This is a genomic window from Roseivivax sp. THAF30 (assembly GCF_009363575.1).
GTDB classification, from domain to species: Bacteria; Pseudomonadota; Alphaproteobacteria; order Rhodobacterales; family Rhodobacteraceae; genus Roseivivax; species Roseivivax halotolerans.
Genome location: NZ_CP045389.1, coordinates 2,773,700 through 2,797,485 on the forward strand (window position 1 = coordinate 2,773,700; position 23,786 = coordinate 2,797,485).

The 23,786-nt window shown below is 64.9% G+C and carries 23 protein-coding genes; 18 read left to right on the forward strand and 5 right to left on the reverse strand.

All coding sequences use genetic code 11. The features are described from left to right. The first annotated feature begins 39 nt into the window (after positions 1–39). The 10 genes from FIU91_RS13330 (at position 40) to aat (ending at position 10,516) form a co-directional block, all read left to right on the forward strand. Positions 40–1,401 carry a substrate-binding protein gene (locus FIU91_RS13330; protein WP_152462833.1) on the forward strand — a complete coding sequence of 454 codons (1,362 nt, stop codon included), beginning with the start codon at positions 40–42 and terminating at the stop codon, positions 1,399–1,401. Positions 1,402–1,525: 124 nt separating this feature from the next. Then, positions 1,526–2,557, forward strand: coding sequence for a branched-chain amino acid ABC transporter permease (locus FIU91_RS13335; RefSeq protein WP_093010570.1), 1,032 nt, complete (start codon positions 1,526–1,528; stop codon positions 2,555–2,557). A 4-nt stretch (positions 2,558–2,561) separates the two neighbouring features. Then, positions 2,562–3,758 carry a branched-chain amino acid ABC transporter permease gene (locus FIU91_RS13340; RefSeq protein ID WP_152462834.1) on the forward strand — a complete coding sequence of 399 codons (1,197 nt, stop codon included), beginning with the start codon at positions 2,562–2,564 and terminating at the stop codon, positions 3,756–3,758. 12 nt (positions 3,759–3,770) lie between these two features. Beyond that, the gene (locus FIU91_RS13345) at positions 3,771–4,526 is read left to right on the forward strand and encodes an ABC transporter ATP-binding protein (RefSeq protein ID WP_093010566.1); all 756 of its coding nucleotides are present in this window, start codon (positions 3,771–3,773) and stop codon (positions 4,524–4,526) included. A 14-nt stretch (positions 4,527–4,540) separates the two neighbouring features. Beyond that, the gene (locus tag FIU91_RS13350; RefSeq protein WP_093010564.1) at positions 4,541–5,296 is read left to right on the forward strand and encodes an ABC transporter ATP-binding protein; all 756 of its coding nucleotides are present in this window, start codon (positions 4,541–4,543) and stop codon (positions 5,294–5,296) included. Positions 5,297–5,439: 143 nt separating this feature from the next. Further along, a complete protein-coding gene (acs, locus tag FIU91_RS13355; RefSeq protein ID WP_152462835.1) occupies positions 5,440–7,389 on the forward strand; it encodes an acetate--CoA ligase in 1,950 nt (649 codons plus the stop codon). 137 nt (positions 7,390–7,526) lie between these two features. After that, on the forward strand, positions 7,527–7,841 hold the full coding sequence (locus tag FIU91_RS13360; RefSeq protein ID WP_152462836.1) for a hypothetical protein: 315 nt from the start codon (positions 7,527–7,529) through the stop codon (positions 7,839–7,841). Between the two features lie 182 nt (positions 7,842–8,023). Then, on the forward strand, positions 8,024–8,521 hold the full coding sequence (gene accB / locus FIU91_RS13365; RefSeq protein WP_093009296.1) for an acetyl-CoA carboxylase biotin carboxyl carrier protein: 498 nt from the start codon (positions 8,024–8,026) through the stop codon (positions 8,519–8,521). A gap of 10 nt (positions 8,522–8,531) precedes the next feature. Continuing rightward, entirely contained in the window at positions 8,532–9,884 is a 1,353-nt protein-coding gene (accC, locus tag FIU91_RS13370; protein ID WP_093009297.1) for an acetyl-CoA carboxylase biotin carboxylase subunit, read from the forward strand. Next, the gene (aat, locus tag FIU91_RS13375) at positions 9,881–10,516 is read left to right on the forward strand and encodes a leucyl/phenylalanyl-tRNA--protein transferase (RefSeq protein ID WP_216651610.1); all 636 of its coding nucleotides are present in this window, start codon (positions 9,881–9,883) and stop codon (positions 10,514–10,516) included. Before accC ends, aat begins: the two co-directional genes overlap by 4 nt. On the opposite strand, the gene FIU91_RS13380 is transcribed toward aat, so the two are convergent. After that, positions 10,480–10,842 carry a DUF2155 domain-containing protein gene (locus FIU91_RS13380; protein ID WP_254701962.1) on the reverse strand — a complete coding sequence of 121 codons (363 nt, stop codon included), beginning with the start codon at positions 10,840–10,842 and terminating at the stop codon, positions 10,480–10,482. The genes aat and FIU91_RS13380 overlap by 37 nt on opposite strands. Next, positions 10,839–11,222: an NADH:ubiquinone oxidoreductase subunit NDUFA12 gene (locus FIU91_RS13385; protein ID WP_152462838.1), complete on the reverse strand. Its 384-nt coding sequence runs from the start codon at positions 11,220–11,222 to the stop codon at positions 10,839–10,841. Before FIU91_RS13385 ends, FIU91_RS13380 begins: the two co-directional genes overlap by 4 nt. 203 nt (positions 11,223–11,425) lie before the next feature. Between FIU91_RS13385 and FIU91_RS13390 the strand changes: the two genes are divergently transcribed. Together FIU91_RS13390 and FIU91_RS13395 are read left to right on the forward strand one after the other, a co-directional pair. After that, on the forward strand, positions 11,426–12,112 hold the full coding sequence (locus FIU91_RS13390) for an FkbM family methyltransferase (RefSeq protein ID WP_254701963.1): 687 nt from the start codon (positions 11,426–11,428) through the stop codon (positions 12,110–12,112). A gap of 1 nt (position 12,113) precedes the next feature. Beyond that, positions 12,114–13,199, forward strand: a complete 1,086-nt coding sequence (locus tag FIU91_RS13395) for a DUF563 domain-containing protein (protein ID WP_254701964.1) — start codon at positions 12,114–12,116, stop codon at positions 13,197–13,199. A gap of 68 nt (positions 13,200–13,267) precedes the next feature. Here the strand turns inward: FIU91_RS13395 and clpX are convergent, their stop codons facing one another. Both clpX and FIU91_RS13405 read right to left on the reverse strand, forming a co-directional pair. Further along, entirely contained in the window at positions 13,268–14,533 is a 1,266-nt protein-coding gene (gene clpX / locus FIU91_RS13400) for an ATP-dependent Clp protease ATP-binding subunit ClpX (protein WP_093009302.1), read from the reverse strand. 161 nt (positions 14,534–14,694) lie between these two features. Then, positions 14,695–15,327 carry an ATP-dependent Clp protease proteolytic subunit gene (locus FIU91_RS13405; protein WP_152462841.1) on the reverse strand — a complete coding sequence of 211 codons (633 nt, stop codon included), beginning with the start codon at positions 15,325–15,327 and terminating at the stop codon, positions 14,695–14,697. A gap of 182 nt (positions 15,328–15,509) precedes the next feature. On the opposite strand from FIU91_RS13405, the gene FIU91_RS13410 reads away from it, so the two are divergent. From FIU91_RS13410 to FIU91_RS13420, 3 genes are all read left to right on the forward strand, one after another. After that, a complete protein-coding gene (locus FIU91_RS13410; RefSeq protein ID WP_152462842.1) occupies positions 15,510–16,730 on the forward strand; it encodes an FAD-binding domain-containing protein in 1,221 nt (406 codons plus the stop codon). A 223-nt stretch (positions 16,731–16,953) separates the two neighbouring features. After that, positions 16,954–17,271, forward strand: coding sequence for a metalloregulator ArsR/SmtB family transcription factor (locus FIU91_RS13415; protein WP_152463736.1), 318 nt, complete (start codon positions 16,954–16,956; stop codon positions 17,269–17,271). Positions 17,272–17,347: 76 nt separating this feature from the next. Continuing rightward, a complete protein-coding gene (locus tag FIU91_RS13420; RefSeq protein WP_152462843.1) occupies positions 17,348–18,514 on the forward strand; it encodes an MFS transporter in 1,167 nt (388 codons plus the stop codon). Here FIU91_RS13420 and FIU91_RS13425 read toward each other — a convergent pair. Then, positions 18,484–19,071: a riboflavin synthase gene (locus FIU91_RS13425; protein ID WP_093009307.1), complete on the reverse strand. Its 588-nt coding sequence runs from the start codon at positions 19,069–19,071 to the stop codon at positions 18,484–18,486. The genes FIU91_RS13420 and FIU91_RS13425 overlap by 31 nt on opposite strands. Positions 19,072–19,188: 117 nt before the next feature. Here FIU91_RS13425 and FIU91_RS13430 point away from each other — a divergent pair, with 117 nt between their 5' ends. The 3 genes from FIU91_RS13430 (at position 19,189) to FIU91_RS13440 (ending at position 23,779) form a co-directional block, all read left to right on the forward strand. Then, positions 19,189–20,481, forward strand: coding sequence for a capsule biosynthesis protein (locus FIU91_RS13430; protein WP_254701966.1), 1,293 nt, complete (start codon positions 19,189–19,191; stop codon positions 20,479–20,481). A 98-nt stretch (positions 20,482–20,579) separates the two neighbouring features. After that, positions 20,580–21,740, forward strand: a complete 1,161-nt coding sequence (locus FIU91_RS13435) for a polysaccharide biosynthesis/export family protein (protein WP_093009308.1) — start codon at positions 20,580–20,582, stop codon at positions 21,738–21,740. A gap of 5 nt (positions 21,741–21,745) precedes the next feature. Next, positions 21,746–23,779, forward strand: coding sequence for a capsular polysaccharide biosynthesis protein (locus FIU91_RS13440; RefSeq protein WP_152462845.1), 2,034 nt, complete (start codon positions 21,746–21,748; stop codon positions 23,777–23,779). Positions 23,780–23,786: the final 7 nt, after the last annotated feature.

Genomic DNA, 23,786 nt, shown 5'->3' on the forward strand with positions numbered 1-23,786 from the left:
AGGAGTGCCGGCCTGAACGAACCATAAAGGGAGGAATTGATGTCCAGATTCAATCTGACACGTCGCGGCCTGATCAAGACCAGCGCCGGCGCGGCCGCCGGCCTGTCGCTGCCGACATATCTGCGCGCGCAGGACAGCGGGTTCACCAACGCGCCCACGGGCGACACGGTGACGCTCGGCTTCAACGTGCCGCAATCGGGGCCTTACGCCGATGAGGGCGCAGACGAGCTGCGCGCATTCGAACTCGCCGTCGAGCACCTGAACGGCGAAGGCGATGGCGGCATGCTGCAGACCTTCTCGAGCCAGGCGCTCGAGGGCAACGGCATCCTCGGCAAGCGCGTCGAGTTCGTGACCGGCGACACCCAGACCAAGTCCGACGCGGCTCGTGCCTCCGCCCGCTCGATGATCGAGAAGGACGGCGCGATCATGGTCTCCGGCGGTTCGTCCTCCGGCGTGGCCGTGGCTGTGCAGGCGCTCTGCCAGGAGGCGGGCATCATCTTCATGGCCGGCCTGACCCACTCCAACGACACGACGGGCAAGGACCGGAAAGCCAACGGTTTCCGTCACTTCTTCAACTCGTACATGTCGGGTGCCGCACTCGCGCCGATCCTCATCGATCAATATGGCGCTGACCGCAAAGCCTATCACCTGACCGCCGACTACAACTGGGGCTACACGACCGAGGAGGCGATGGTGTCCTCGACCGAGGCGCTTGGCTGGGAGACCGTCAACTCGGTCAAGACCCCGCTCACCCAGACCGACTTCTCGTCCTATATCGCGCCGGTCCTGAACTCGGGCGCAGACGTGCTCGTGCTCAACCACTACGGCGGCAACATGGTCAACTCGCTGACCAACGCCGTTCAGTTCGGACTGCGCGAGGCGGAAGCCAACGGCAAGCAGTTCGAGATCGTCGTGCCGCTCTACTCCGAGCTGATGGCACGCGGTGCGGGCGAGAACATCGCCGGCATCCTCGGCTCGCAGAACTGGGACTGGAAACTCGAGAACCAGCTCGGTGAGCGCTACATCGGCACGAACGCCTTCGTTCAGTCCTTCGGTGAGAAATACGGCTTCCCGCCGAGCCAGGCGGCGCATACCTGCTACGTGCAGACGCTGCTCTATGCGGATGCGGTCGCGCGCGCCGGCTCGTTCCAGCCCTGCGCCGTGGTCGAAGCCCTCGAAGGCTTCGAGTTCGACGGTCTGGGCAACGGCCCGACCCTCTACCGCGCCGAAGACCACCAGTGCTTCAAGGACGTCGTGGTCGTGCGTGGCAAGGAAAACCCCGAGAACGAGTTCGATCTCGTGGAGATCGTCGAGGTCACGCCGACCGACCAGGTCACCTACGAGCCCGATCACCCGCAATTCGCGGGCGGCTCGCTCGGTTCCTGCAACAACGGCGCATAAGCGTCTCGCGGCGGGGCGGCTCCAAGAGCCGCCCCGGACAACCGGCCCCGCCCCTCCGGCCCGTCCGGCACGCCGAGGCGCCTGCCGCTGAAGCCCCCGCTTTCCAAAGAAGGTCGCACTCGCCATGGACCAGGTAATCGTTCAAATTCTCAACGGGCTCGACAAGGGATCCGCCTATGCGCTGATCGCCCTCGGCCTGACCCTGATCTTCGGCACGCTGGGCGTTGTGAACTTCGCCCACGGCGCGCTGTTCATGATCGGCGCGTTCTGTGCGGTGACGTTGCAGCGCATCCTGACGCTCAGCTCCGTCACCGAAGACCCCACCCGCACCGACTTCCTCGGCAATCCGATGAAGATCGAGACACCTTACGTGGAATCCTGGTTCGGCGAAGCCATAGGCGCGGGGATCATCGACTGGTCGGTGCCGCTCGCGATCTTCTTCGCCATCCCGATCATGATGCTGGTGGGCTACCTGATGGAGCACGGTCTCATCCGGCACTTCTACAAGCGCCCCCATGCGGACCAGATCCTCGTGACGTTCGGCCTCGCCATCGTGCTGCAGGAGATCGTCAAGTATTTCTACGGCGCTAACCCGATCCAGACGCCGGCGCCCGATGCGTTCACCGGCAGCTTCGACTTCGGCGTCCTTCTGGGCTTCGATCCCTTGACGATCATGTATCCCTATTGGCGCCTCGTCTATTTCGCCTTCGCAGCCCTCGTGATCGGCGCGGTCTTCGCCTTCCTGCAATTCACGACCTTCGGGATGGTGGTGCGCGCAGGCATGGCCGACCGCGAAACGGTGGGCCTTCTCGGCATCGATATCGACAAGCGCTTCACGCTGATGTTCGCACTGGCGGCCTGCGTCGCGGGCGTGGCCGGCGTGATGTACGCGCCGATCGTCGCGCCGAACTACCACATGGGCATGGACTTCCTTGTCCTCAGTTTCGTTGTCGTGGTGGTCGGCGGCATGGGCAGCCTGCCCGGTGCGGTCTTCGCGGGCTTCCTTCTGGGAATCCTCGAGAGCTTCGCCTCGATGCCGTTCATGGTCGACGCCATTCCGGGCATCAACCAGATCATCATCTACCTCGTCGCCATCATCATTCTGCTGACCCGTCCGCGTGGCCTCATGGGCCGCAAGGGCGTCATGGAGGAATAATCCTATGCTCGGTCTTCGCAAAAAGGACGCTGGCCTCCTGCTTCTCGTGACGGTGCTGACAGTCATGGCGCCGGTCCTTCTGAACCCCTTCCCCGTCGACAGCGCCATGGCGCAGTTCAACGCGGGCTATCCCGACCTGATGCAGCGTTTCGTGATCTTCGGGATCTTCGCCATCGGCTTCAACATCCTGTTCGGCCTGACCGGGTATCTCTCTTTCGGTCACGCGGCCTTCCTCGGTGTCGGATCCTATGCCGCGATCTGGATGATGAAGCTGCTGACGCTGAACATCCTGCCGGGCATCTTCATGGCGATCGTCTTCGCCGCGCTCTTCGCGGTGATGGTGGGCTACATCTCGCTCCGCCGCTCGGGCATCTACTTCTCGATCCTGACGCTGGCTTTCGCGCAGATGTCCTACGCGCTGGCCTATTCGGTGCTGACGCCGATCACCGGCGGTGAGACCGGCCTGCAGATCAAACCCACCGACACTCCGCTCCTGGCAAATCTCGAACCCGGAGAGATCGGCCGCGCCAGCCTCTTCGGCCTCGAGATGAGCCAGAGCTCGATCATCCGCATGGGCGGCTGGGAATTCACGCTGAACGTCGGCTACTACGTCTGCGCCGTGGCGATGATCCTGGCCTTCTACATGGCGATCCGCATCTTCCGCTCGCCGTTCGGCATGATGCTGCGGGCGGTGAAGTCGAACCAGAACCGCATGTATTACACCGGCCTCAACGCGCGCCCCTACACGCTGGCGGCCTTCGTGATCTCTGGCATGTATGCCGGTCTTGCCGGCGGCCTCATGGTCGCGATGGACACCCAGGTCGGCCCGGAGCGGATGTTCTGGACCGCCTCGGGCGAGGTCGTGCTGATGACGATCCTCGGCGGGGCGGGCACGCTGATCGGACCGGTCCTCGGCGCCGGCATGATCAAGTACATGGAAAACATCGTCTCCAAGATCAACGATCAGATCCTGCACACCTGGTTCGCCTTCCTGCCCGACGGGCTCGAGGATGCCGTAGTCGCGATGATCTATCCCTTCGTCGGCAAGGGCTGGCACCTCACGCTGGGGCTCATGTTCATGGCCGTCGTGATCTTCCTGCCCGGCGGGCTTCTCGAAGGCGGCGACCGTATCCGGAACGCCTTCCGCCGCAAGCGGACCGGCAAGGAAGACACCGCCAAGCAACGAACCCCCGCCGAATAAGGAGAGCGCGTCATGGGAATTCTTGAAGTCAAGGACGTGAACAAGCGCTTCGGCGGACTGCAGGCGCTTGGCGACGTGAACCTCTCGGTCAAGGAGAACACGGTTCATGCGATCATCGGGCCGAACGGCGCCGGCAAGTCCACGCTCCTAAATTGTCTTGTCGGCAAGCTGATGCCCGATACCGGCTCGGTGATGTTCGCAGGTCAGTCGGTCCTGGGACGCAAGCCCTACGAGATCAACCAGATGGGCATCTCCCGCGTGTTCCAGACGCCTGAGATCTTCGGCGATCTCACGGTCATGGAAAACATGATGATCCCGCTCCTGGCCAAGCGCGACGGCTCCTTCCGGATGCATGCCTATGAATCCGTCGAGGATGAAAAGGACCTTCGCGGCGAGGCGGAGACCATGCTGACCGAGGTCAAGCTGCTCGACAAGCAGGACATGCTCGGCTCCTCGATGTCGCGCGGCGACAAGCGGCGGCTCGAGATGGCAATGTGCCTGATCCAGCGTCCCAAGCTCCTCTTGCTCGATGAGCCGACCGCCGGCATGGCCCGGGCGGACACCAACAACACGATCGACCTTCTGAAAGAGATCAAGGAAAAGCGCGACATCACCATGTGCATCATCGAGCACGATATGCATGTCGTCTTCTCCCTCGCCGACCGGATCACCGTTCTCGCGCAGGGCACGCCCCTCGTCGAGGACACGCCCGAGAACATCAAGGGCCATCCGAAGGTGAAGGAAGCCTATCTCGGCGAAGCGGCGTAAAGGAGAGCCGACCCATGAACGTCCGTCCCGATTTTTCCAAGAACGCCAACCAGGCGGAGACGGCTCCGGCCTTCCTGTCGGTCTGGGACATGCACGCCTATTACGGCGAGAGCTACATCGTGCAGGGCATCTCCTTCAACGTGCATGAAGGCGAGATCCTGGCCCTTCTCGGCCGCAACGGCGCGGGCAAGACGACGACGCTGCGCTCGATCGCGCGGCTCGGCAGTCCGCAGGTTCATAAGGGCGAGATCTGGCTCGACCATCAGCCGCTGCACCGGATGGCCTCGCACGAGGCGGCGGTGGCGGGGCTGGGGCTCGTGCCCGAGGACCGGCGCATCATCCCTGGCCTCACCGTCGAGGAAAACCTGGAGCTGGCGCAGATCCAGCCGCCGATCGGCTGGTCGCTGGAGCGGCTCTACGAGCTCTTTCCGCGCCTCGGCGAGCGCCGCAAACAGGAGGGCGTGACCCTGTCGGGCGGCGAGCAGCAGATGCTTTCCATTGCCCGGGCGCTTGCGCGCGACATCAAGGTGCTGCTTCTGGACGAGCCCTACGAGGGTCTCGCCCCGGTGATCGTCGACGAGATCGAGAAGACGCTCCGCCACGTCAAGGAGCAGGGCATGACCACGATCCTCGTGGAGCAGAACGCGGTCCGCGCGTTGCAACTGGCCGACCGGGCGATCATCCTCGACACTGGCTCCATCGTTTATGACGGCTCCGCCGCCGAGGTCCTCGAGAACGAGGAGCTGCGTCACGAATATCTCGCGATCTGAGCCCCGGCGCATACTGCAATTGGCACCCGCGAAGTGCCGGAAGGTCGGGGCTGTCTGCACCCGGCCTTTTTCCTACCCATGAATTCGGCGGAACGCAGCCAAGGGGTCGCGGCGTTTCGGTAAGACACGCAGGAGGAGGCGATATGAGTGATGTGAAGATCTACGCGCCGAGCGACGAGATGGTGTCGAAGGCGCATGTGGATGCGGCGCGGTACCGGGAGATGTATGCGCGCTCGATCGAGGATCCCGAGGGGTTCTGGGGCGAGCAGGCAAAGCGGCTCGACTGGGCCAAGGCGCCGACGAAGATCAAGGATGTGAATTTCGACTACGGCTCGGTCTCGATCAAGTGGTACGAGGACGGCAAGCTGAACGTCGCCGAGAACTGCATCGACCGGCATCTGGAGACCCGCGGCGACCGGACCGCGATCATCTGGGAGCCGGACGAGCCCGGCGAGGACGCCCAGCACATCACCTACCGCCAGCTCCACGAGCAGGTCTGCCGCATGGCGAACGTGCTCAAGGACCAGGGCGTCGGGCGCGGCGACCGGGTGGTGCTCTACCTGCCGATGATCCCCGAGGCGGCCTACGCGATGCTCGCCTGCGCGCGGATCGGCGCGATCCATTCGGTGGTCTTCGCGGGCTTCTCGCCCGATGCGCTCGGCCAGCGGGTCAATGGCTGCGATGCCAAGGTGGTGATCACCGCCGACGAGGCCCCGCGCGGCGGACGCAAGACCGCGCTCAAGTCGAACGCGGACAAGGCGCTTCTGCATTGCAAGGACAGCGTCAAATGCCTCGTCGTGAAGCGCACCGGCGGGCAGACCACCTGGACCGAGGGGCGCGATGTCGACCTCAGCGCGGCGATGGCCGAGGCGGGCACCGACTGCCCGGCCGAAGAGATGGGGGCCGAGGATCCGCTCTTCATCCTCTACACGAGCGGCTCGACCGGCCAGCCCAAGGGCGTCGTGCACACCACCGGCGGCTATCTCGTCTTCGCCAGCCTCACCCACGAGGTCACCTTCGACTACCATGACGGCGACATCTACTGGTGCACCGCCGATGTCGGCTGGGTGACGGGGCACAGCTACATCGTCTACGGGCCCCTCGCCAACGGCGCGACGACGCTGATGTTCGAGGGCGTGCCGACCTATCCCGATGCGGGCCGCTTCTGGCAGGTCTGCGAGAAGCACGGGGTGAACCAGTTCTACACCGCGCCGACGGCGATCCGCGCGCTGATGGGCCAGGGCGAGGAGCACGTGACGGGCTCGGACCTGTCGTCCCTGCGCATCCTCGGCACGGTCGGCGAGCCGATCAACCCCGAGGCCTGGGACTGGTATCACCGCGTCGTCGGCCAGGAGCGCTGCCCGATCGTCGACACCTGGTGGCAGACCGAGACGGGCGGCCACCTGATGACCCCCCTGCCCGGCGCCCATGCGACCAAGCCCGGCGCGGCGATGAAGCCGTTCTTCGGCGTGAAGCCCGTCGTGCTCGAGACCGAATCGGGCAAGGTGATCGAGGACAGCCCCGCCGAGGGAGTTCTGGCCATCGCGGATAGCTGGCCCGGCCAGATGCGCACGGTCTGGGGCGATCACGAGCGCTTCGAGAACACCTATTTCCAGCAATACAAGGGCTATTACTTCTCGGGCGACGGCTGCCGGCGCGACGCGGACGGCGATTACTGGATCACCGGCCGGGTCGACGACGTGATCAACGTCTCCGGTCACCGGATGGGCACGGCAGAGGTCGAGTCGGCGCTCGTCGCGCACGAGAAGGTCGCCGAGGCCGCGGTCGTCGGCTACCCGCATGACGTCAAGGGCCAGGGGATCTACTGCTACGTGACGCTGATGAAGGGTCAGGAGCCCTCGGACGATCTCAAGAAGGAGCTCAGGAACTGGGTCCGCCAGGAGATCGGCCCCATCGCCTCGCCGGACCTCATCCAATGGGCCCCCGGCCTGCCCAAGACCCGCTCGGGCAAGATCATGCGCCGCATCCTGCGCAAGATCGCAGAGAACGACTACGGATCCCTCGGCGACACCTCCACCCTCGCCGAACCCGAAGTCGTCGACGACCTCATCGAGAACAGGATGAATCGCTAGCGGCGGCAGCGCGCCCGGTCTTCCGCCGGGCGCGCGTCTTTACCCGACCTTAACCAGGTCGACAGAATTCGGCCTGGACCCTGAATTATCAATGGTACTCTTCGGCGCTTCTTAATGTTCTTGCCGGAGCGCTCACCATGTATCTGCCCGTCATGCCCTATCACCTCGCCCCGATCGCAACAGGCCATCCGCTGAGCCCGCCGCCCGACCGCTGCCCGCCAATGATCGCCCCGCGCGCCCCCGACGAAAGCGGCGCATCCGGTCTTGGCGACCGCCGCGGACAGCCGCCCAGCCTTCCGACCGATCCCGAGGCCCTTCTCGACAATCCCGAAGACATCGTCGCGCCGCCTTCCCTGATGCAGCTGCGGATCATGTCGCTTCTGGATGCGGGCGCGGGATTGCGTCCAGGCGGCGACACACCAGAGGACACCGCGCAAAGACCCGCCGGCTGACCGGCCGCCCGGACGCGACAAGACGGCTTGTTCCTCGGCGCGGCGCGCTCTATCTGCCCTGTGCAATTCGCCCGGAACCCTCCGGGCCGCGTCGCTTTTCTCTTGAGTCCGCTTGGCCTATAAGCGACGCAGCGTTACAGGACATACTGCCGCAGGCGGCAGGAGCATGCGTTGAGGACGGTATGAGCAAGAACACCCACGATTCCGACGTCGCCTTCATTCAGGCGCTGGCAGAGCTTCTGCGCGAGAACGACCTGACCGAATTGCAGGTCAAACGGGAATACGCGGATAATGACAGCCTGAACGTGCGTGTGAGCCGCATGCAGCCGCAGGCGCAACCTCAGCAAATGCACGTGCCCGCCGCTCCGGCCCCTGCCGCCGCATCCGCCCCGGCGCAAGGCTCCGCTCCTGCCGCGCAAGAAGCGCCGGAAGATCCCGCCGCGCATCCCGGCGCCGTGCTCTCGCCCATGGTCGGCACGGTCTACCTGCAGCCCGAGCCCGGCGCGGGCGCCTTCATCAAGGTGGGCGATGCGGTCTCCGAAGGCGACACGCTCCTCATCGTCGAGGCGATGAAGACCATGAACCATATCCCCGCGCCCGCCTCGGGCACCGTCAAGCGCATCCTCGTCGAGGATGGCGCGCCCGTGGAATACGGCGCTCCGCTCGTTATCGTCGAGTGAGAGGCATCCCATGTTCGACAAGATCCTGATCGCCAACAGAGGCGAGATCGCGCTTCGCGTCATCCGCGCCTGCCGCGAGATGGGCATCGCATCGGTCGCCGTGCATTCGACCGCCGATGCGGACGCGATGCATGTCCGCATGGCCGACGAGACCATCTGCATCGGCCCGGCCTCCTCGACCGACAGCTACCTGTCCTTCCCGGCGATCATCTCGGCCTGTGAGGTCACCGGCGCACAGGCGATCCATCCCGGCTACGGCTTCCTGTCGGAGAATGCGCGTTTCGTGCAGATCGTGGAGGATCACGGGCTGACCTTCATCGGCCCGAAGGCCGAGCATATCCGCGTCATGGGCGACAAGATCACCGCCAAGGAGACGATGAAGAACCTCGGCGTGCCTTGCGTTCCCGGCTCCGAAGGCGGCGTGCCCGATCTCGAAACCGCGCAGAAGCTCGGCGAGGAGATGGGCTATCCAGTCATCATCAAGGCCACCGCCGGCGGCGGCGGGCGCGGCATGAAGGTCGCCAATTCGGCCGCCGAGATGGAGCGCGCTTTCCAGACCGCGCGGTCCGAGGGCAAGGCCGCTTTCGGCAACGACGAAGTCTATATCGAGAAATATCTGACCACCCCGCGCCATATCGAGATCCAGGTCTTCGGTGACGGCAAGGGCAACGCGGTGCATCTCGGAGAGCGGGATTGCTCGCTCCAGCGGCGCCATCAGAAGGTGCTCGAAGAGGCGCCCGGCCCAATCATCACCGAGGAAGAGCGCGCGCGGATCGGCAAGATCTGCGCCGATGCGGTGGCCGAGATCGGCTATGCCGGCGCGGGCACGATCGAGTTCCTTTATGAGAACGGCGAGTTCTACTTCATCGAGATGAACACCCGTTTGCAGGTGGAACACCCGGTGACCGAGGCGATCTTCGGCGTGGACCTCGTGCGCGAACAGATTCGCGTCGCCGCGGGCCAGCCCTTGTCCTTCTCTCAGGACGACCTGACCATCCAGGGTCACGCCATCGAAGCGCGGATCAACGCCGAGAAGCTGCCGAATTTCGCGCCCTCGCCCGGCAAGATCACGCAGTATCACGCGCCTGGCGGCCTCGGGGTGCGGATGGATAGCGCGCTCTATCAGGGCTACAAGATCCCGCCCTATTACGACAGCCTGATCGGCAAGCTCATCGTGCATGGCCGCGACCGCGAGGAAGCGCTCGCGCGTCTCGACCGGGCGCTCGGCGAGCTGATCGTGGACGGTGTCGATACGACGATCCCGCTCTTCCGGATGCTGCTCGAGAACGAGGACGTTCGGCGCGGCGATTACAACATTCACTGGCTCGAACACTGGCTCGAAGCCACGTTCGGGCAGGCGTGAGTGTCTCCCCTGAGCTGATTCTACAGGCGTACCGCGTCGGGGTATTCCCGATGGCGGAAAGTCGGGACGACCCCGATATCTTCTGGGTCGATCCCAAGCTTCGCGGCATCTTCCCGCTGGACGGTTTCCACATCTCGCGGAGCCTCCGCCGGGTCATCCGGCAGGACCGGTTCGACGTGACCCTTGACCGTGACTTTTCGGGGGTCATGACCGGCTGTGCCGATCGCGACGAGACCTGGATCAACGAGGAGATCACGCGGGTCTACGAGGCGCTGCATTCTTCTGGCGATGCCCATTCCCTCGAGGTCTGGCGCGGTGACGCGCTGGTGGGCGGGGTCTACGGCGTCGTGATCGGGGGGGCATTCTGCGGCGAGAGCATGTTCTCGCGCCAGCGTGACGCGTCGAAAGTGGCGCTGGCCTGGCTGGTCGATCACTTGCGGCGGACGGGCTTCGTGCTCTTTGACACGCAATTTCTGACCCATCACCTCGCCTCGCTCGGCGCGGTGGAGATTCCCCGCGCCGAGTATCACAAGCGGCTGCGCGCGGCTTTGCAGCTAAATCCCGATTTCCTTTCCCTGCCGCTGGCAGGCTCGGGTCACGAGGTGGTGCAGCGCAGCACCCAGACGTCGTAGCGCGGATGATCCATCGGATTGAGAGCCGGGGCAGAGGCGATCATCCAGCCTGAAAACACCGGATCCGCCACACCGACCTCACGAACCGTCAGGTAGGCATAGGCATCGCGCGCCGGATCACCGGCAGGATAGCGGCAATCCTCAAGCACGACCTCGATCCGCCCAGACGCCTGGGTCGCGCCCGCGGATACCGTGATGTCCTCGGTTGTGCCGTTCAGCTTGTCGAGCGTTCGGAGCACCGCCCCGCTCCCGGATTGCGCCTCTTGCCCAAGCGCGGGTGCCGCGGCGAGGATGAGCGCGGCCGCGAGCCTCAATTGCCGCGTCACTCCGGGCTCCACGCCTCGTAATCAGAGCGTTCGGCCGGTTGGGCCTGACGGATCGAGCCTTTCGGGGCATAGGCCAGCGCCGTGCCCGTCAGGTTTTCGATATGCGGCTTCTCCCACGATTTATGCGGCAACGGATTGTCGGTGGGCGGCTCCTTGTACGTGTGGTGGAGCCAGCCGTGCCAGTTCGGGTCGATGCGGGTGGCTTCGGCCTCACCGTTGTAGATCACCCAACGCCGCTTGCCGTCGCGGGTCCGGTAGAACACGTTGCCCTGCGCGTCCTCGCCCACCTTCACGCCGTGACGCCAGGTCCAGAGCTGGGTGTTGAGAGTTTGGCCGTTCCACCAGGTCACGGCGCGCAGAAGGGTATTCATGATCCCCATGGAAGGAACCTCATTGCATGGCTTCGTGGCCGGGTATGCACCATCCCCCGCCATGCGTCCAGTGATCGGCTGACGCAGGTCACGACAATGCGCGGCAAAAGGCCCGCAGGAGCCTGAAAAACGACAAGGGCTCGCCCTCGAATGACTATGGCGACAGCTTGCGCTCTGCTATCGTGGCGCAAAACGAGGCCATGAGCAGAGCCATGAAAGATATCGCGATCGCCACAACCTGCCTCGGCGTGCAGGTGCCGCATTCCCCATTTCTGAACGAAACCCGGATCGAGCGGATCGCCGCCGCGCGCTACGAGGGCGATGAGATCAAGGGAGCGCTGCACGTGGTGCGGCCCGAGGATCGCATCGTCGAAATGGGTGCCGGGATCGGGGTCGTAGGCGCGGTCGCCGCGCATCAGGGCAAGCCGGAACGCATCGTCTCTTTCGAGGCGAACCCTGCCCTCATCGAGCATATCGAGGCGCTCTATGCGCTGAACGGGCTCGAAGATCGGATCTGCGTGCGCAATTGCGTCGTGCTGTCCGATCCCGACGCACCCGAAACCGTCACCTTCCACGTTCACGCCTCCTATCTCGGCTCGTCGCTGATCGAACCCGAAGCACGCCGCTCCACGGCGGTGGAAGTGCCTTCGACCAGCTGGGACAGCGTCCGCGAAGAGATCGCGCCGACGATCCTGATCTGCGATATCGAGGGCGGCGAGCTCGACTTCTTGCGCCATGCCGACCTTTCGGGCCTGCGGGCCGTCGTCATGGAGTTTCATCCCGGTGTCTATGGCCGCGAGGGCATGCGCGAATGCAAGCGCATCCTCGAGGCGGCGGGCTTTGCCAAGGTTCAAGAGGTATCGACCCGGCTCGTCTGGACCGCGACCCGCGAGGTCTGAGATGGACGGAACGGGCATCACGCAGGAAAAGCCGCGGCCCGATGGCGGCTGGTCGCACGAGATCGAAGAAGTGCCGGGCGCATTGGTCGTGCCGCCCACCGAGAGCGCCTTCCGGCAGGCGGCGGGTGTTTTGCGTGCCGACGGATCCCATTGCGAGACAGGTGCGTTCTGGCGGAACCACCGCTCGCTGACACTGACGCCCGACGCGCCCGCCGGTGAGGTGGAGACGCTTGAGGGGCGCTGGCTCTGGGCCGGCGTGCTCTGGGTGCATTTCGGCCATTTCCTCGTGGAAAGCACCGGTCGCCTCTGGGGTCTCGACGCGGCACACCAGGAATTCGACGGCATCCTCTACATCCCGAAGCGCCCCGCCCGCGGCGAAGAGATCGCCGGCTGGCAGCGCGCTTTCTGGGAGCTTGCGGGGATCGATCTGCCCGTCCATGTCGCGACCGCCCCGACGCGGGTCGAAACCCTCGTCGTGCCCGGCCAGGGCTTCGGGCTCGGCGAGATCATCAGCGGCACGCCAGCCTTCCGATCCTTCATGACGCGTTTTGCCGAGGATGTCGCGCCCGACGGTCCGGAGCGGCTGTATATCTCGCGCTCGAAGCTCGGGCTCTCCAAGGGCGGGCTTATCGGCGAGGAGCGCCTCGAACACGAGCTTGCCGCGCAGGGCTACGAGATCTTCCATCCGCAGGATCACGACCTGCCGACGCAGATCGCGCGTTACAAGGCCGCGAAGCAGATCCTGGCGGCGGAAGGCTCGGCCTTGCATCTTTTCGGCTTTGTGGGCCGCTCCGATCAGAAAGTTGCCATGGTCCTGCGCCGCCAATCGGGCGCGACGGACATGATCGCCGAGCATCTGCGCAGCTTCTGCGGGATCGAGACGGTTCAGATCGAGACATTGCAGCGCATCTTGAAGAAGAAGGGCGGCTACAAGAAGCGCCACGACCTTGGCGTGATTCATATGGAGCAGCTGCGCCAAGCGCTCGTCGCCAACGGTTTCATCGAGGACAGAGCGCCATGGAAAACGCTCCGGTGGGGCGATGTGCGGCGCGTGATCGGCGACAAATACGAGCCGAGAAAGCGCTAGAGCCGCTCAGGCGAACAAAAAAGGCGGCCCCATCGGGCCGCCTTTTCCTTATCTGATCTCTGGCTTGCTCAGCTCGCCGAGGTGGCTTCCTTCTTCTGATCGGCGTAGATCATCAGGGGTTTCGCCTCGGAGGTCACGGCCTCCTCGTTGACGACGACCTCGACCACCTCGTCCATGCCCGGCAATTCGAACATCGTGTCCAGCAGGATGTCCTCGAGAATGGAGCGCAGGCCGCGCGCACCCGTCTTGCGGGCGATGGCTTTCAGCGCGATGGCCTTCAGCGCATCGTCGGTGAAGGTCAGGACCGTGTCCTCGATCTCGAACAGGCGCTGGTACTGCTTCACGAGCGCGTTCTTCGGCTGCGTCAGGATCGTGACCAGCGCGTCCTCGTCGAGATCCTCGAGCGTCGCCAGAACCGGAAGCCGGCCGACGAATTCCGGGATCAGCCCGAATTTCAGAAGGTCCTCTGGTTCGAGATCCTGGAAGATCTCGCCGACATTGCGATCCTCGACACCGCGGACATCCGCACCGAAGCCCATGGCCGAGCCCTTGCCGCGCTGCGCGATGATCTTGTCGAGCCCGGCGAACGCACCACCGCAGATGAACAGGATGTTGGTGGTGTCCACCTGCAGGAATTCCTGCTGCGGATGCTTGCGCCCGCCCTGCGGCGGAACCGAGGCGACAGTGCCTTCCATCAGCTTCAGAAGCGCCTGCTGCACGCCCTCGCCCGACACGTCGCGCGTGATCGACGGGTTCTCGGACTTACGGGTGATCTTGTCGACCTCGTCGATATAGACGATGCCGCGCTGCGCCCGCTCCACGTTGTATTCGGAGGATTGCAGCAGCTTGAGGATGATGTTCTCCACATCCTCGCCCACGTATCCGGCTTCGGTCAGCGTTGTGGCATCGGCCATCGTGAAGGGCACATCGAGAATGCGCGCCAGCGTCTGCGCGAGCAGCGTCTTGCCGCAGCCCGTGGGGCCGATCAGCAGGATGTTCGACTTGTTCAACTCGATATCCGAGCTCTTGGCCGAATGATTCAGACGCTTGTAGTGGTTGTGCACCGCCACCGAGAGAACGCGCTTGGCCTTGATCTGGCCGATCACGTAATCGTCGAGGATCTGGCAGATCTCCATCGGGGTGGGCACGCCATCCGTGGATTTCAGGCCGGTGCCTTTCGTCTCTTCGCGGATGATGTCCATGCACAGCTCGACGCATTCGTCGCAGATGAACACCGTCGGACCGGCGATGAGCTTGCGAACCTCGTGCTGGCTCTTGCCGCAGAAGCTGCAATAGAGGGTATTCTTGCTGTCGCCGCCGTTATTCGTCGCCATCACAAACCTTTCTCGGCCGTTTTGAGCTTGGGGCGGTGGCGCTTGGGCCTCTCGGCCACCCCGTTTCGCCAAGTCCCGGAAGATTAGGATAGCCTTGCCGGGCCTACAATCGCAAATTCGTCGCGGGGGGCCCAGGATAGCCCCCCGCCGTTAAGCGGAGGTTAAGACTTGGCGTCTTCCAGCGCCGCGCGGCTCTGAACGATCTCGTCGATCAGGCCCCATTCCTTCGCGGATTCGGGCGACATGAAATTGTCGCGCTCGAGCGCCTTTTCCACCGTCTCGTAATCCTGGCCGGTATGGTGGACGTAGATCTCGTTCAGCCGCTTTTTCAGCTTCAGCGTCTCTTCGGCGTGGATCATGATATCCGTCGCCTGGCCCTGGTAGCCGCCTGACGGCTGGTGCACCATGACGCGGCTGTTGGGCAGCGAGAAGCGCATGTCCTTCTCACCTGCGGTCAGCAGGAGCGAGCCCATCGAGGCCGCCTGGCCGATCACCAGAGTGGACACCGCCGGCTTGATGTACTGCATCGTGTCGTAGATCGACAGCCCCGAGGTCACGACCCCGCCCGGGCTGTTGATATACATGGAGATTTCCTTGTTCGGGTTCTCCGCCTCGAGGTGCAGAAGCTGCGCCACGATCAGGCTCGACATACCGTCATGCACTGGCCCCGAGAGGAAGATGATCCGTTCCTTCAGAAGGCGAGAGAAGATGTCATAGGCTCGCTCCCCGCGGCTGGTCTGTTCGACCACCATGGGAACGAGTGTGTTCATGTATGTCTCGAAAGGATCGGTCATCGCGCCTGCCTCGGTCGGTGTTGGGAAATCCGGTCGGAAAACCTTGGTCGCAAGAGTCTTAGTGGTCGCCTCGGGGGGCTGCAAGGGGACGGCTTTGTCGAATTGTCGATGTCGCAGCCTTGGCGCGTTGAAGCGTCCCGCCCCGCCCCTACCCTTCCCGGCAGACAAGCCAGGAGCCAGAAATGACGACGCAGACGGCACTCGCCGCCTTCCCGCCGAGCCGCGAGGATGGCCTCGCACGCCTGAAAGACTTCGTGCCGCAGGCAGGCCGCGACTATGCGACACGGCGGAACTTCGATCTCGGGCAAGGCGCGCATGACAACGTCTCCTGCCTCTCGCCCTACTTGCGACACCGGCTCGTGACCGAGGAAGAAGTCCTGAACGCCGTCCTTTCGAAGCATTCGCGCAGCGAAGCCGAAAAGTTCATTCAGGAGGTTTTCTGGCGCACCTATTTCAAGGGTTGGCTCGAGATGCGACCGCCGGTCTGGGGTGGATACTGGTCGGAACTGACCTTTGCCTGGGATCAGGTGCAGACGCAGTCGGGCCTGCGCCGCGCCTGGGAAGAGGCCTGCCGCGGCGAGACGGGCATCGAGTGTTTCGACGCCTGGGCGCATGAGCTTGTCGAGACCGGCTACCTGCACAATCACGCCCGGATGTGGTTCGCCTCGATCTGGATCTTCACGCTGAAACTGCCCTGGGCCCTGGGCGCGGATTTCTTCCTGCGCCATCTCTGCGACGGCGATCCGGCGTCCAATACGCTCGGCTGGCGCTGGGTCGCGGGGCTGCAGACGCCGGGCAAGACCTATCTTGCCCGTGCCTCCAACATTCGCAAATACACCGAAGACCGCTTTCATCCCAAATGGCAGCTGGCCGGTGAGGCTCCCGCGGTCAGCGGCTCGGAGAACCCGCCGCCGATGGCCGCGCCAGATGGTGACAGGCTCGATCCCGCAGGCCCTTGCGTCTTCCTTTTGCACGAGGACGACCTCTCGCCCGGCTGGCTGTTCGATCTCGGCCTTGAGCCGGAGGCCAGCGCGACGCTCGATACGACCGGGCGAATGAGCATCCTGACCCCCGCCGAACATGTGAGCGCGTTCAAGAGCCGCGCCATCGCTGATGCCGTCGCGCGACACGACGATCGGCTCGGCCCGGTGACATCTGGCCTTTCGGACGCAAAAGCGATCGTCGACTGGGCCCGCGACCACGGCGCGTCGCGCATCGTGACGTCCTATGCGCCGGTCGGCCCGACAGCCGATCTCTTGCGCGAGATCGAAGGCATCGAGGTTGTCCGCCCGCTCCGCGCTTTCGATGCCCGCGCATGGCCTTACGCTACGAAGGGGTTCTTCAAGTTCAAGGACAAGATCCCGGAACTCTTGGGCGAGTTGCGGGGGCTGCGCGTCGCCTGAGTGCGCCGTTTGGCAACGGTTTCCGGCTGGAACACCTCCAGCTTCCCGACTGCGCCCAAAAAAGATGTCTTCTATCTAAATGTATTACCGATGCGGTCCGGCTCGAAATCGGTTATACTCTTGGCGCGGCGCACGGCGTACCTTAGGTCACCTTCGGGCGATGCGCCCGAGGCAAGGCCGGCAGAGGCCAAGGATTGCGACGATGGAACCCGAACAAGACGTGATGGACGTAAGCGATGGCGACATCGCCCAGATGCGCGAAAGCGCGGGCGAAGCGGCACGTTTTCTCAAGGCGATCGGCCATGAAGGGCGGCTCATGCTGCTCTGTCATCTCGTCGAGGGCGAGAAAAGCGTGACCGAGCTCGAACATCTTCTCGGCTCGCGGCAGGCGGCGGTGAGCCAGCAGCTTGCGCGGCTGCGCGCGGAGAACCTCGTTGCGCCGCGCCGCGACGGGAAGACGATCTATTACCGGCTCGCGGACCGCAAGGTGCAGACCATGCTGGACTGCGTGCACGGGCTGTTCTGCAAGACGCATACCTGACGCCCCGGCCGCTTCGGCCTTTTCATCCGAGCCGCCCTGAGGCAGAGCGGGCGCGCAGCCGATACGGATCCGTCCCATGCGCGTCACTCTCGTCATCTTCACGATCTGGCTCGCCGGCCTCGGCGGCGCGGGGCAATATGCCAAGCTCGCGGCAGGGTTCGGTGCGCTGAGCGAGGCTTATCCCGGCGCGGGTGCGGCACTCGGTTTCGCAGTGTCGCTGCTGAGTTTCCTCGGACTTCTCTTCGGCCTCTATGCCGGGCGGCTCGTGGCACGGTTCGGAGCCAAGCGCGCCCTGATCGGAGGTCTTGTCCTCGGCGCGGCCATGTCGGGGATCGAGGCGCTTTCGCCGGCATTGCCGATCTTCCTTGCCGCACGCCTGATCGAAGGACTGTCGCACCTCGCGATCGTTGTCGCCGCGCCGACCCTGATCGCGGAGACCGCGCCCGAGCGGATGCGTCCGGCGGCGATGACGCTCTGGAGCACGTTTTTCAGCGTCGCTTTCGCGCTCGCGGCCTTCGCTGGACCTGCCGTCATCGAGGCATACGGGCTGAGCGGCCTTCTTTTCGGTCATGCCGCCTATCTTCTGGCGATGGCGGCTATCCTCGCGCCGGTTCTGCCCCGCCCCGAAAGATCCGAGCCCGCAGGCGAAAGCGATGGCATCATCCGGCGTCACGTCCGGCTCTATGGCAATCCGTGGCTTTCGGCTCCGGGCTGGGGATGGCTGTTCTACACCTTCACCTTCGTCGCGGTGCTGACGCTGCTGCCCGAGGTCGCGCCGGGCGCGCCGCTTTGGCTTGCCACCGCGCTGCCGCTCGCCGCGATCATGACGTCGCTCACTCTGGGCGTCGTGCTGCTGTCGCGCTTCAGCGCGGTGCAGATCTCAGTCGCCGGGTTCGGATTGTCGGCCATTCTGACGCTTGCCCTGCTCGCCACCGGCGGGGCGACCTGGGCACTGCTGGGTCTGTTCCTCTGCCTCGGGCTGGTGCAGGCGGCAGGCTTTGCGGCGGTGCCGCAGCTGGCCCATACGGCAAGTGACAGGGCGATGGCCAACGGCGCGATCGCGCAGATGGGGAACCTTGGAAACCTGACCGGCACACCGGTCCTGCTGGCACTGCTGTCGGTCGCGGGGCGCGACGCGGCGCTCCTGACGCTGGTGGCCTGCTACGTTGCAGGGGCGGGCGCCCATGCTGTCCTTGGAGCGCGCCGCGCGGCTCAGGAGGCCTCGGCCAGCCGCGCCACGTAACGCGCCAGCGTGTCGATCTCGAGATTGACGCGGTCGCCAAGCTCGGTCGCACCCCAGGTGGTCGCCTCTTTGGTATGCGGAATGAAATTCACCCAGAAATCGCGCCCGTCGACATCGTTCACGGTCAGCGACGTGCCGTTGAGCGCAACCGATCCTTTCGGCGCGATGAAGCGCGCCAGATGTTCAGGTGCGCGGAAGGTGATGCGCGTGCTGTCGCCGTCGTTTTCCATCTTCACGACCTCGGCGACACCGTCGACATGGCCCGAGACGATATGCCCGCCAAGCTCATCGCCGACGCGGAGCGCGCGCTCGAGGTTCACGCGGTAGCCCACGGACCACGCGCCGATATTGGTCTTGGAGACGCTTTCGGCGCTGATCTCCACGTCGAACCAATCGGCCCCGACCGCGATGGCCGTCAGGCACACCCCGTCGCAGGCGATGGAGGCGCCGATCTCGATTGTGCTGGTGTCGTAGCCGGTGGTGAGCCGTGCGCGCAGGTCGCCGCGCTGCTCGAGCTCGCGCACCTCTCCGACATCGGTGATCAATCCGGTGAACATGGCTTTGCGTCCCTTCGCCTTGGCGGCCCAAGCGGACAGGTGCCGCAAGGGGCCATATTTTCGCCCATCTCAAGGGGTAGTAAGGTGCGTCGACACGGCTGGAGATAAACTGCCCCAATGCCTTACGCAACCGGAGACAAACGGGTCTTCCTCTTTCTGCAGGGCCCGCACGGACCGTTCTTCCATCGCCTCGGCGCGATGCTGCGAAAGACCGGCGCCGAGGTCTGGCGCGTGGGCTTCAATGCGGGCGACCGCGCCTTCTGGTTCCACCCCCGGAGCTACCTGCCCTATCGCGGAACCGCAGAGGATTGGCCGGCCGAGTTCATCGCTCTCGTCGAGGAAAAAGGCGTCACCGACATCGTGCTTTACGGCGATGTCCGCAGCATTCACGCCAATGCCGTCGAGGAGGCGCGGGCGCGCGGCCTGACCGTCCACGTCTTCGAGGAAGGCTACATGCGGCCCTATTGGGTCACTTACGAGCGCGGCGGATCGAACGGACATTCGCGGCTGATGCAGATGTCGGTCGAGGACATGCAGGCGGCGCTCGCCCTGTCGGACATGGAAGCGCCGCTGCCGCCCGCCCATTGGGGCGACATGCGCCAGCACATTTTCTACGGCGCGCTCTACCATTGGTTCGTGATGTTCCGGAACGGCGATTATCGCAGCTTCCGCCCGCACCGGTCGCTTCCCGTGACCAAGGAGTTCCAGCTCTACCTCAAGCGGCTTCTCCTGATGCCGTTCGGATGGGCCGAGCGTGTGCTCGAGACCGCGCGCATCCGCTATGGCGGCTTTCCCTATCACCTTGTCCTGCTGCAACTCGAACACGATTCCAGTTTCCAGCAGCACTCGCCATTCGACACGATGCCGGACTTCCTCAAACTGGTGATCGAAGGCTTCGTCAAGGGCGCGGCGGGGCACCACCACCTCGTCTTCAAAGCGCACCCCCTCGAGGATGGCCGCGTGCCGGTGCGCCGCACGATCCGGGATCTGGCTCGCGCCCACGGCGTGTCGGACCGCGTGCATTACGTGCGCGGCGGCAAGCTCGCGCAGCTTCTGAACGATGCGCGCACGGCGGTGACGGTGAACTCGACCGCGGCGCAGCAGGTGCTATGGCGCGGCATACCTCTCAAGGTCTTCGGCGAGGCAGTCTATGCCAAGCCGGAATTCGTCTCCACCCAGCCCTTGCCTGAATTCTTCGCGCAGCCCACCCGGCCCGACAACCGCGCCTACAAGGATTACCGGCGATATCTGCTCGAGACGAGCCAGCTTCCGGGCGGCTTTTACTCGGCGCGCGGGCGCCGCCAGCTTCTGCGGCAGGTGGTCGACATGATGCTCTCGCCCGACGACCCCTATGAAGCGCTCTCGCGCGGCACCGCGGCCCCACGGCAACAGTTGCGCGCGGTGACCTGAGGCCCGGAACGCTCAACGCTTTCTTTTCCCGACCTTTCTGGCTACGGTTTTTCAAAAAAGCACCGAGGCAGAGAAAAACAGGTCGAGGAGACCGAGCAGTGGCAGCCGTAAAATCCCGGTGGGCGCGGGGCGTCGCCCTTTTAGTCGCGACGTCTATCCTGGCGTCCTGCGGCCTACCTCGCGTGGGCCCGAACAAACGTGAAATCTACGCAGGCTCCGTTCAGCGCGAAGGCGACGCCTTCATCGTGTCGGTCAACGACCGCGTGACGCGGGCAACCGCCCTGGTCCCCTCCTTCGGCTTTACAGAACAATTCCAGAATGCCGGCGTTCTTGGCTCCGACGTGATCTCACCGGGCGACATCCTTGGCCTGACGATCTGGGAGAACGTCGATGATGGCCTTCTCGCGGGGGAAGGCGTGAACGCCACCGCGCTCGAAGAGGTGCAGGTCGACGGCGCGGGCTTCATCTTCGTGCCGTATGCAGGACGGATCCGCGCGGCGGGCAACACGCCGGAGGCCGTCCGCCAGATCATCACCGACCGTCTCTCCGACCAGACCCCGGACCCGCAGGTGCAGGTACGCCGCGTGGCGGGCGACGGCTCCACGGTGACGGTCATCAGCGAAGCGGGCACGTCAGGTGTCTTCGCCATCGAGCGTCCGACGCGGACCTTGTCGGCGATGCTGGCCCAGGCCGGCGGGATCGCCATTCCTCCAGAGATCGCGCAGATCACAGTGCAGCGCGGCGGCCATACCGGGAAGATCTGGTTCCAGGATCTCTATGAGAACCCGCACATGGACATTGCGCTCCGCGGCGGCGACAAGATCCTGATTTCCGAAGATACCCGCGCCTTTACCGCGCTCGGCGCGACGGGCAGCCAGGCGCGCGTGCCCTTCGAGACGCAGACCCTGTCGGCAGTCGAGGCGCTGGCGACCGTGGGCGGCCTTGTTGCGACCGCGTCCGATCCGACCGGCGTCTTCATCTTCCGCAACGAGCCTGCCGAGATCGCAAACCAGGTGCTCGGACGCACGGATCTGCAAGGCGCGCAGCGGATGGTTTACGTGCTCGACCTGACGCAGCCGAACGGAATGTTCACCGCGCGCGACTTCGTGGTGAGGGACGACGATACGCTCTATGTCACCGAAGCCCCGTTCGTACAGTGGGACAAGACGATCTCCGCCCTGACCGGCTCGCTGGGCTCGGTCACCGCGATCGGCGATCTTGCGACATCGGTCGACGACCTCGCTACGGGCGGGCTCTGACAGGCATGACCGGCACAGGGCCGGAACCGAACGCCGGGGGCGAAGGCCCCCGGCGTCTTTGCGTCTATACGCGGAAACTCCGTTTCGATTCCCGGCTGGTCCGCATCCTGATGCTCGCGGGTTGGCAGGTCTCGCTCGGCACGCCCCGCGACGGCGATGCTGTCGGCGTATGGGGTGCCTCCCCCCTGGCCCGTCGCGGCGAACGCGTGGCCGAGGCGAAGGACGCGCCGCTCGTCCGGATCGAAGACGCCTTCCTGCGATCGCTCTTTCCCGGCCGTGCGGGTGAGCCGCCGCTCGGCCTTCTGATCGATACCAGCGGAGCGCATTTCGATCCCTCGACACCATCCGATCTGGAGCGATTGCTGGCGGAACATCCGATCGACGACGCGCAGCTTCTGGCGCGAGCCCGCGCAGCGATCGCCCGCCTTCGCGCGAGCCATCTGACGAAATACGCTGCGACGCGCACCGATCTCGCCCCGCCAGAGCCAGGCTACGTTCTTGTCATCGACCAGACCCGTGGCGATGCCTCGGTGACGGCCTCGGGCGGCGACCGGATGCGGTTTCTCGAAATGCTCTTTCACGCGCGGGAGGCCCATCCCGGCGCCCGCATCCTCATCCGCACTCATCCCGAGACGACAGCAGGCCACAGGCCCGGCCATTTCGAGGAAAGCGACCTTGGGCAAGGACTCGCCTTTCACGACGGGAATATCTCGCCCTGGATGCTCCTCGACGGGGCAGTCGCGGTCTACACCGTGTCGTCGCAGCTGGGCTTCGAGGCGATCCTCGCGGGGCACCGCCCGCATGTCTTCGGCCAGCCCTTCTATGCTGGCTGGGGCCTGACCGAGGACGCCTTTCCAATCGACCGCCGCCAGCGCAAGCTCACCCGCGCACAGCTCTTCGCGGCGGCGATGATCCTCTATCCAGTCTGGTACGACCCCTATCGCGACCGCCGCGCCGACCTCGAAGACGTGATCGCGACGCTCGAGGCCGAGGCGCGTGCCTGGCGCGAGGACTGCACAGGCTGGGTCGCTCGCGGCATGCGGCTCTGGAAGCGAAGCGCGCTGCAAGATTTCTTTGGCGGCACCAAGCGGCTGATCTTCGAGGACAACAGCTCCAAGGCGAGGCAGCGCGCCGAAGCGGATGGACGCCGCCTCATGGCATGGGCTGGCAAGACCGAGCCGGACGAAGACATCGTCCGCGTGGAGGACGGGTTTCTGCGTTCGCGCGGGCTTGGCGCGGAGCTGATCCCGCCGCTGTCGCTCGCCCTTGACGATTTGGGGATCTACTACGATCCGCAGCGTCCCTCGCGCCTCGAAACGCTGATTGCCGAGAGCCCGTCCCTGCCCGCCGATGCGCTCGACCGCGCGCGGCGGCTGATCCGGTTTCTCACGCGCGAGGGGCTGTCGAAATACAATCTCGCGGGGGACCTGCCGAAATTGCCGCCGGGCTATCGCATCCTCGTGCCCGGCCAGGTGGAAGACGACGCCTCGATCCTGAGGGGCGCGGACGAGGTCGGCACCAACGCGGAGCTCTTGCGGCGCGCGCGCGCGAGCAATCCGGGCGCAAAGATCCTTTGGAAGCCGCACCCGGACGTCCTGGCGGGCTTGCGGACCGGAGAGGTCAAGAACCCCGAAGCCTATGCGGACCTGACGCTTGGCGGTGTCGATATCGGCGAGGCGCTGAACGCTGTGGACGAGGTCTGGACCATCACATCCCTCACCGGCTTCGAGGCACTCATTCGGGGCTGCCGCGTCGTGACGCTCGGCACGCCTTTCTATGCAGGATGGGGTCTGACGCGCGATCTCGGGCGCGTGCCGGCGCGGCGGCGGGGTGGGCCGGAGATCTCGCTCGAGGGCTTGGTGCACGCAACGCTCATTGCCTATCCGCGCTACCGCGATCCGGTCACAGGCCGCCCCTGCCCGGTCGAAGTCGTGGCGGAGCGGCTCGCGGCGGGCGATCTGCCCAAGATAGGGCCGTTTCATCGCGGGCTGTCGAAACTGCAAGGGTTGTTCGCGAGCCAATCGCGGCTCTGGCGCTAGGAAACCG

What these genes read in the sequence shown, in the direction of transcription:
- FIU91_RS13330 (WP_152462833.1), top strand. Translation starts at nt 40, where the DNA reads ATGTCCAGATTCAATCTGACACGTCGCGGCCTGATCAAGACCAGCGCC.
- FIU91_RS13335 (WP_093010570.1), top strand. Translation starts at nt 1,526, where the DNA reads ATGGACCAGGTAATCGTTCAAATTCTCAACGGGCTCGACAAGGGATCC.
- FIU91_RS13340 (WP_152462834.1), top strand. Translation starts at nt 2,562, where the DNA reads ATGCTCGGTCTTCGCAAAAAGGACGCTGGCCTCCTGCTTCTCGTGACG.
- FIU91_RS13345 (WP_093010566.1), top strand. Translation starts at nt 3,771, where the DNA reads ATGGGAATTCTTGAAGTCAAGGACGTGAACAAGCGCTTCGGCGGACTG.
- FIU91_RS13350 (WP_093010564.1), top strand. Translation starts at nt 4,541, where the DNA reads ATGAACGTCCGTCCCGATTTTTCCAAGAACGCCAACCAGGCGGAGACG.
- acs (WP_152462835.1), top strand. Translation starts at nt 5,440, where the DNA reads ATGAGTGATGTGAAGATCTACGCGCCGAGCGACGAGATGGTGTCGAAG.
- FIU91_RS13360 (WP_152462836.1), top strand. Translation starts at nt 7,527, where the DNA reads ATGTATCTGCCCGTCATGCCCTATCACCTCGCCCCGATCGCAACAGGC.
- accB (WP_093009296.1), top strand. Translation starts at nt 8,024, where the DNA reads ATGAGCAAGAACACCCACGATTCCGACGTCGCCTTCATTCAGGCGCTG.
- accC (WP_093009297.1), top strand. Translation starts at nt 8,532, where the DNA reads ATGTTCGACAAGATCCTGATCGCCAACAGAGGCGAGATCGCGCTTCGC.
- FIU91_RS13385 (WP_152462838.1), bottom strand. Translation starts at nt 11,222, where the DNA reads ATGGGGATCATGAATACCCTTCTGCGCGCCGTGACCTGGTGGAACGGC.
- FIU91_RS13390 (WP_254701963.1), top strand. Translation starts at nt 11,426, where the DNA reads ATGAAAGATATCGCGATCGCCACAACCTGCCTCGGCGTGCAGGTGCCG.
- FIU91_RS13395 (WP_254701964.1), top strand. Translation starts at nt 12,114, where the DNA reads ATGGACGGAACGGGCATCACGCAGGAAAAGCCGCGGCCCGATGGCGGC.
- clpX (WP_093009302.1), bottom strand. Translation starts at nt 14,533, where the DNA reads ATGGCGACGAATAACGGCGGCGACAGCAAGAATACCCTCTATTGCAGC.
- FIU91_RS13405 (WP_152462841.1), bottom strand. Translation starts at nt 15,327, where the DNA reads ATGACCGATCCTTTCGAGACATACATGAACACACTCGTTCCCATGGTG.
- FIU91_RS13410 (WP_152462842.1), top strand. Translation starts at nt 15,510, where the DNA reads ATGACGACGCAGACGGCACTCGCCGCCTTCCCGCCGAGCCGCGAGGAT.
- FIU91_RS13415 (WP_152463736.1), top strand. Translation starts at nt 16,954, where the DNA reads ATGGACGTAAGCGATGGCGACATCGCCCAGATGCGCGAAAGCGCGGGC.
- FIU91_RS13420 (WP_152462843.1), top strand. Translation starts at nt 17,348, where the DNA reads ATGCGCGTCACTCTCGTCATCTTCACGATCTGGCTCGCCGGCCTCGGC.
- FIU91_RS13425 (WP_093009307.1), bottom strand. Translation starts at nt 19,071, where the DNA reads ATGTTCACCGGATTGATCACCGATGTCGGAGAGGTGCGCGAGCTCGAG.
- FIU91_RS13430 (WP_254701966.1), top strand. Translation starts at nt 19,189, where the DNA reads ATGCCTTACGCAACCGGAGACAAACGGGTCTTCCTCTTTCTGCAGGGC.
- FIU91_RS13440 (WP_152462845.1), top strand. Translation starts at nt 21,746, where the DNA reads ATGACCGGCACAGGGCCGGAACCGAACGCCGGGGGCGAAGGCCCCCGG.